Source organism: Streptomyces sp. NPDC059003 (assembly GCF_042740445.1).
GTDB lineage: Bacteria > Actinomycetota > Actinomycetes > Streptomycetales > Streptomycetaceae > Streptomyces.
Map to the genome: position 1 here is coordinate 1 of NZ_JBHYJH010000270.1, position 8,243 is coordinate 8,243.

Annotated in this window: 1 protein-coding gene; it reads right to left on the bottom strand. The window is 74.0% G+C overall.

All coding sequences use genetic code 11. The annotated features are described in order from the left end of the window. The coding region (locus tag ACFWZ5_RS42990) for a type I polyketide synthase (RefSeq protein WP_384892515.1) at positions 1–8,243 on the bottom strand (8,243 nt) is incomplete at both ends.

Consider the following 8,243-nt stretch of genomic DNA (forward strand, 5'->3'; position numbering starts at 1 on the left):
CGTCCAACGCGGTCGCGAACACCGGGAAGACCTCCGCCAACTCCCGGCCCATACCGAGGCGCTGACCACCCTGACCGGAGAACACAAACCCCGTCAGGCCGGTGTGGGCCGTCCTGGTCACGGTGTCCGGCGTGGTCTCACCGGCGGCCAGGGCCGCCAGCCGGGCCCGCAGTTCGTCGGTGTCCGCGCCCAGCACGACCGCGCGATGCTCCAGGGCCGCACGGGTGGTGGCCAGGGACAGGGCCACGTCCAGCGGGTTCGCACCCGCCGCCGCGGACTCCAATCGGCCGGCTTGCGCAGCCAGTGCCGCCGCGGTCCGTGCGGACACCACCCAGGGCACCAGCGGCAGGTCGACCTGGCCGGCGCCGGGTGCGGCGCCACCAGCGGGGGCCCCGGCCGTCGCCGGGGGTTCCTCGATGATGACGTGGGCGTTGGTGCCGCTGATCCCGAAGGACGACACGCCCGCACGCCGGCGGCGTTCGCCGCGCGGCCACTCGCGCGCCTCGGACAGCAGCTCCACCGCGCCCGCCGACCAGTCCACGTGTGTGGACGGCGTGCCTACGTGCAGGGTCCTGGGCAGCGTCTCGTGCTGCATCGCCAGCACCATCTTGATCAGTCCGGCCACACCGGCCGCGGCCTGCGTGTGCCCGAGGTTCGACTTGACCGAGCCCAGCCACAGCGGCCGGTCCCCCGGCCGCTCCTGGCCGTAGGTGGCCAGCAGTGCCTGCGCCTCGATGGGGTCGCCCAGCGTGGTGCCGGTGCCGTGCGCCTCCACCGCGTCCACGTCGGAGGCGGTGAGGCCGGCGTTCGCCAGCGCCTGCCGGATCACCCGCTGCTGGGACGGTCCGTTCGGCGCCGTCAGGCCGTTGGAGGCGCCGTCCTGGTTGGTGGCGCTGCCGGTGACCAGGGCGAGCACCGTGTGTCCGGCGCGGCGGGCGTCGGAGAGGCGTTCGAGGACGAGTACGCCGACGCCTTCCGCCCAGCCGGTGCCGTCGGCGTCGTCGGAGAACGCCTTGCAGCGGCCGTCGACCGCGAGGCCGTGCTGGCGGCTGAAGCTCACGAACGGGCCCGGCGTGGAGATGAGCGTGACACCGCTGGCCACCGCGAGCGAGCACTCGTCGTTGCGCAGTGCCTGTGCCGCCAGGTGCAGCGCGACGAGCGACGACGAGCAGGCCGTGTCGACGGTGACCGCCGGGCCCTCCAGGCCGAGGGCGTAGGCGACCCGGCCGGACAGCACGCTCGCGGCGTTGCCGGTCATGAAGTAGCCGTCCGCGCCCTGCGGAGAGGCCATCAGCAGGCCGCCGTAGTCGGAGCCGTTGCTGCCGGCGAACATCCCGGTCCGGCTGCCGGCCAGGGACGTGGGGGCGATGCCGGCCCGCTCGACGGCCTCCCAGACGGCCTCGAGGAGCAGCCGCTGCTGCGGGTCCATCGCCAGTGCCTCGCGCGGGTTGATGCCGAACAGCGCGGCGTCGAACTCGCTGACGCCGTCGACGAATCCGCCGTGGCGGGTGTACGTCGTGCCGGCCTTGTCCGGGTCCGGGTCGTAGACCCCGTCGACGTCCCAGCCGCGGTCGGCCGGGAACGAGGAGATCGCGTCCACGCCGTCCGCCAGGAGCCGCCAGAACTCCTCCGGCGACGACACCCCGCCGGGCAGCCGGCAGCTCATGCCGACGATGGCGATCGGGTCGCCGTCGGTCGCCGTCGACCGGCTGCGCGCCGCGGGGGCGGCCGGCGCCGGGTCGGCCGCGCCGACGAGTTCCTCGCGCAGGTGGCGCACCAGCGCGTTCGGGGACGGGTGGTCGAAGATCAGCGTGGTGGGCAGTTTGAGCCCGGTGACCAGGCCGAGCCGGTTGCGCAGCTCGACGGCGGTCAGGGAGTCGAACCCGATGTCGGAGAAGACGTGGGTAGGCTCCACATCGGACGTCGCGGCGAAGCCGAGCACCCCGGCGACGTGCTTGCGCACCAGGTCCAGCAGCTCGCGGTCGCGTTCGACGTCGGTGAGCTGGGTCAGCCGGGCGGCGAGCGAGTCGGGGCTGCCGGCGGGACCCTCGCCGTCCGCCGTCTCCAGGGCCTGGTGGGCCTCCGGGATCTGGTCGAGGAGCGTGCTGCGCCGGCCGGCCGTGAAGGCGGGGGCGTAGATGCCCCAGTCGACGCCGGCCACGGTGAGCGCGGCGTCGCCGTCGCCGACGGCCTGTTGGAGCACCGCGACGGCGGACTCGGGGGCCAGCGGGTGGATGCCGCCCTTGCGCTGGCGGGCCTCGATCGCGGCGCTGTCCGCCATGCCGGTGTCGGACCACGGGCCCCACGCGATGGAGGTCGCGGCCAGGCCGTCGGCCCGCCGGTGCTCGGCGAGCGCGTCGAGCACCGCGTTCGCGGCGGCGTAGTTCGCCTGTCCGGGGCCGCCCCAGACGCCGGCGGTGGAGCTGAACATCACGAACGCGTCCAGGTCGAGACCGCGTTCCCGGGTCAGCTCGTCGAGGATCAGCGCGGCGTGCGCCTTGGGAGCCATCACCTCGGCGATGCGCTCGGGGTTGAGCGCGCCCAGGACGCCGTCGTCCAGGACGCCCGCCGCGTGCACGACCGCGGTCAGCGGCGCCGTGCCGGCAAGGCCGTCGAGCAGCCCGTCGACCTGGTCGCGGTCGGCCATGTCGCAGGCCGCGACGGTCACCTCGGCGCCCAGCGCCACAAGGTCCCGGCGGATGTCCGACGCGCCGGGCGCGTCCGCGCCGCGTCGGCTGGTCAGCACCACGTGCGTGGCGCCGTGCTCGACGGCGAAGCGGGCCACCCTGGCGCCCAGGGCGCCGGTGCCACCGGTGATCAGCACCGTGCCGGACGGGGTCCATGCCCCCTCCGCGCCGGGCTGCCGCGGTGCGCGCACCAGCCGCCGCCCGAACAGGCCCGAGGCGCGCAGCGCGATCTGGTCCTCCTCGGCCGCGGCCAGCGCGTTCAGCACGCGGCGCGCGGCCCGTGCGTCGGCCTCGGTGGGGACGTCGACAAGACCGCCCCACCGGTCCGGGTGCTCCAGTGCGGCCACCCGGCCGAGGCCCCACACGGCTGCCTGGCCGGGCCGGGTCACCGCGTCCCACTTGGCGACCGGGACGGCCTGCGAGGTCAGCGACCACAGCGGGGCGTCGAGTCCGGCGTCCCCGAGCGCCTGGAGCAGCACGGAGGTCAGGCCGAGGCCGAGCGGCAGGCCGGTGCGGCCGCTGTCCCGCTCGTCGAAGGCCAGCAGCGACACCACTGCGGTGAGGTCGGCCGGCTCGCCGCTCTCACCGAGCCGTGCGGTGAGAGCCGCACGGTCGAGGTCCGCCTCGCCCAGCTCCAGCGTGCGGGGGGTGCCGCCCAGCGCCGCCAGTTCGGCGCCGAGCGCGTCCGCCCAGGTCCGGGCCGTGCCGTCGTCGGGCGTCACCAGCAGCCAGGTTCCGGACACGGACGCCGCGTCCGGCACGGTCAGCGGTGTCCAGCTGATGCGGTAGCGCCAGGAGTCGGTGGTGCTCTGTTCACGTTGCTTCCTGCGCCAGTCGGCCAGGACCGGCAGCAGCGGATCGACCACGGCCGTGTCGGTGCCCAGGGCGCCGGCCAGCGCCGCGGCGTCCGCGCGCTCCACGGCCGCCCAGAACTCGCGGTCCTCCGCGGTGCCCTCGTCGGCGGTGACCGGGCCGGCGGCGAACTTCGGCCAGTAGTGCTGGCGTTGGAAGGCGTAGGTGGGCAGGTCGACGGTGTGGGGACGGGCGTCCTGGAAGAGGGCCGTCCAGTCGACGTCGACACCGCGCACCCACAGCTCGGCCGCACTCAGCAGGAACCGGTCAAGCCCGCCGTCGTCACGCCGCAGCGAACCAGCAACAACTCCCAGCCCCGTCCCGGCCGCCTCCACGATCTCCTGCACCGCAGCGGTCAGCACCGGGTGCGAGGACACCTCCACAAACGTGCCGTACCCCTCGGCGGCCAGCTTCTCCACCGCCTGGGCAAACCGCACCGTCGAGCGCAGGTTCGTGAACCAGTACCCGCCGTCCATCTGCGAGCCGTCCGTGAACTCACCGGTCACCGTGGACAGCAACGGCACCTCACCCGCGCGCGGCACGATCCCGCCCAGCACGGCGGCCAGCTCGTCCTCCAGCACATCCATCGCCGGCGAATGCGAGGCATAGTCCACCGCGATCCGCCGCGCCCGGTTCCCCCGCCGCTCACACTCGGCCACGACCTCCTCGACCGCGGCCACCTCACCGGAAATCACCACCTGGCCGGGCCCGTTGACGGCCGCGACAACAGCCCGTCCCGACCAGCCGGCCAGCAACTCCTCCGCCCGCTCGACGGACACACCCAGCGACGCCATCGTGCCCCGCCCACCACCAGCCAGCCGGGCAATCGCCGCGGACCGGGCCACCACCACCCGCGCCGCATCCTCCAACGACAACGCCCCCGCCACACACGCGGCCGCGATCTCGCCCTGCGAATGGCCCACCACCGCCGCCGGCTCCACGCCGTACGACTGCCACAGCGCCGCCAGTGACACCATCACCGCGAACGACGCAGGCTGCACCACATCCACCCGCTCCAACGACGGAGCACCCACCTCACCGCGCAACACCGCGGTCACCGACCAGTCCACAAACGCGGACAACGCCGCCTCACACTCGGCCAAACGCGCCGCGAACACCGGCGACGACTCCAGCAGACCAGCCCCCATACCCGCCCACTGCGCACCTTGACCGGGGAAGACGAACACCGTCCGCCCCACCGAGCCTGCCACCCCGGACACCACGCGGTCCGCGGGCTCCCCCGCCGCCAGCGCCGCAAGGCCCTCGGCATACGCGCCCGTCAGCACCGCCCGGTGCTCGAACCGCGAACGGGTCGTCAGCAACGACCAGCCCACCTCCACCGGGTCGGCCTCACCGGCCAGCTGCCGCAGTGCGGCGGCCTGGCCGCGCAGGCCGGCGGCGCTGCGGCCGGACACCACCCACGGCACCACCGGGGGTGTGTCCGAGGCGTCTTCGGCGGGTTGTGCCGGCTGCGTCTCCTCGGGGGCCTCCTCCAGGATCACGTGCGCGTTCGTGCCGCTCATCCCGAATGCGGAGACGGCAGCCCGGCGCGGCCGGTCCTCGGTCCGTGTCCACTGGCGCGCCTCGGCCAGCAGCTCCACCGCACCGGCCGACCAGTCCACATGGGTCGACGGGGTGCCCAGGTGCAGTGACTTCGGCATCAGGCCGTGCCGCATCGCCTGCACCATCTTGATCAGCCCGGCGGCGCCCGCCGCGGCCTGGGAGTGCCCGATGTTCGACTTCACCGAGCCCAGCCACAGCGGCCGCTCTTCGGGACGGTCCTGACCGTAAGTGGCCAGCAGCGCCTGCGCCTCGATCGGATCACCCAGCGTGGTGCCCGTGCCGTGCGCCTCCACCACATCGACGTCCGCAGCCGACACCTGCGCATTCGCCAACGCCTGCCGGATCACCCGCTGCTGCGACGGACCGTTCGGCGCCGTCAACCCATTCGACGCGCCGTCCTGATTGACCGCGCTGCCCCGGACCACCGCCAAGACCCGGTGACCGTTGCGCCGGGCGTCCGACAACCGCTCCAGCAGCAGCATGCCGGCGCCCTCGGCCCAGCTCGCTCCGTCCGCGTCGTCGGAGAAGGGCTTCGACCGGCCGTCCTCGGCGAGTGCACGCTGCCGGCTGAACTCGACGAGCGAGATGGGGGTGGACATGACGGTCACGCCGCCGGCGAGTGCCATCGCGCAGTCGTTCTCCCGTAGTGCCTGGCAGGCGGAGTGCAGCGCGACCAGGGACGACGAGCAGGCGGTGTCGATCGTCAGCGCCGGCCCCTCCAGGCCGAGGGTGTAGGAGACGCGGCCGGAGAGCACGCTGGGCGAGTTGCCGGTGCCGAGGAAGCCCTCGAAGCTGTCCTCGGCCACCGCAAGCAGGCCGCCGTAGTCCTGATAGGTGACGCCGGCGAACACCCCGGTGCGGCTGCCGCGCATCGCGTGCGCGTCGAGCCCGGCGTGCTCCAGAGCCTCCCAGGAGACCTCAAGGAGCAGCCGCTGCTGCGGGTCCATCGCGACAGCTTCACGGGGGCTGATGCCGAAGAAGGTGGCGTCGAACTGGCTCGCGTCGTGCAGGAACCCGCCCTCGTGGACGTAGCAGGTGCCGGGGTTGTCCGGGTCCGGGTCGTACAGCGCCTCCAGGTCCCAGCCGCGGTCGGTCGGGAAGCCGGAGATCGCGTCGGTTCCGTCGGCCACCAGCTGCCACAGGTCCTGCGCGCTGCGTACGCCGCCCGGGTAGCGGCAGCTCATGCCGATGATGGCGATCGGCTCGTCGAAGCCGGCGGCCCTGCCTGCGGCCGGGGACCCGGCCGCGGACGGGGACGTCGGCTCGCCGAGCAGTTCCTCGTGGAGGTGGTCGACCAGGGCACCCGGTGTGGGGTAGTCGAAGACGAGGGTCGCGGGCAGCCGCAGGCCCGTCTCCTCACCCAGCGCTTCCCGCAGCTGGACGGCGGTGAGGGAGGTGAAGCCCAGGTCGCGGAACGCAAGATGCTCGTCCATCGCCTGCCCCTTGGGCTGGTCGAGCACGATTGCGGCCCGGCGGCTCACGATCTCCAGCAGGGCGGCGCGCTGCTCGTCCGCCGGCAGGGCGGCGAGGCGGTCGTGGAGCGCCTGGCCACCGCCGGACACGGCGGCGGCCGCCTTGCGGCGGGCCGGGGTCCGGCGGGCGGCCTTGGTCGTCGGCGGCGCCTCGCCGGCACCGTCGGCGATGGCCTCGGTCTCGGCCGCGGTGCCGGATGCGGCGTGCGAGGACAGCGGTGAGCCGTCGTACGGGCGGAGCGTCAGCGCGTCGGCCGTCAGGACGGGTGCGCCCGCGGTGTCCGCGACCGTGAGGGCGTAGCTGTCCTGCGTGGCGCCCGGGGCGATCGCGACCCGCAGCAGCGAGGCACCCGTGGCGTGCAGGGTCACCCCGTTCCAGCAGAACGGCAGCCGCCGGGCGCCTTCCAGCCGTTCGTCGTACGACAGCGGCTGGAGCGCGGCGTCGAGCACGGCCGGGTGCAGGCCGAACCGGTCCGCCTCACCGCGGAACTCGTCGCCGAGCGCGACCTCGGCGAACAGCTCCCCGTCCCGCCGCCACACCGCGGTCAGCCCCTGGTAGATCGCTCCGTAGCCGAATCCGCCCTCGGCACGCGCGGCGTAGTGATGGTCGACGTCGACCGGGACGGCCCCGGCCGGCGGCCAGGCCGTGAGCCCGGCGTGCTCCTGCCCGCTGCCCACGCTGAGGACGCCGCTCGCATGGCGGGTCCACGTCTGCCCTCCCTCGGTGCGGGAGCTGATGCGGAACGAGCGGCTGCCGGCCGCGTCGGCGGGGTCGACGAGGATCTGCACCTGGACGGCCTGCTCGGCCGGCAGCACCAGGGGCGCTTCGAGGATCAGTTCCTCGATCCGGTCGCAGGCCAGTTCGTCACCGGCGCGGACGGCCAGTTCCACGTACCCGGTGCCGGGGAACACCGCGTCCCCCGCCACCTGGTGCTCGGCGAGCCATGGGTGGCTGCGCGCGGAGATCCGCCCGGTGAGCACGTGGCCGCCGCCGTCGGAGAGTTCCACCACGGCACCCAGCAGCGGGTGCTTGACCGGGTCCGCTCCGATGGCGCCGACGTGCAGTGGACCGGCCGCGCCGTCCAGCCAGTAGCGCCGGCGCTGGAAGGCGTAGGTGGGCAGGTCGACGTGTCCGGCACCAGTGGGGGCGTAGAACGCCGTCCAGTCGACCTCGGCACCGTCCGTCCACAGGCGTGCCAGTGCCGCGATCGCGGTGGACGCTTCGGGACGCTTCCGGTGGATCACGGGCACGGCGAGCGCGTCGTCGTCCACCTCGCCGATGGCGCCGACCAGGCTCGCGTCCGGACCCAGCTCCACGAAGCGGATCACGCCGAGGGACGTGAGGCAGCTGATCGCGTCCCCGAAGCGCACGGTGCCGCGGACCTGGTCCACCCAGTAGGAGGCGGTGAACTCCGCCACCGGCTCGCCCGTCAGGGTGGACACGATCGGAATGCGCGGACGGGCGTACTCGAGTGTGGCTGCGGTCTCGGTGAACGCCTCCAGCATCGGGTCCATGAGCACCGAGTGGAAGGCGTGACTGACCTCAAGCCAACGCCCCTGGCGGTCGGGCAGGGCGGCGGCCACCGCCTCGACGGCCTCGCGCGCACCGGAGACCACCACCTGGCCCGGGGCGTTCACCGCCGCCACCGACACACCCTCCACCAGCAGC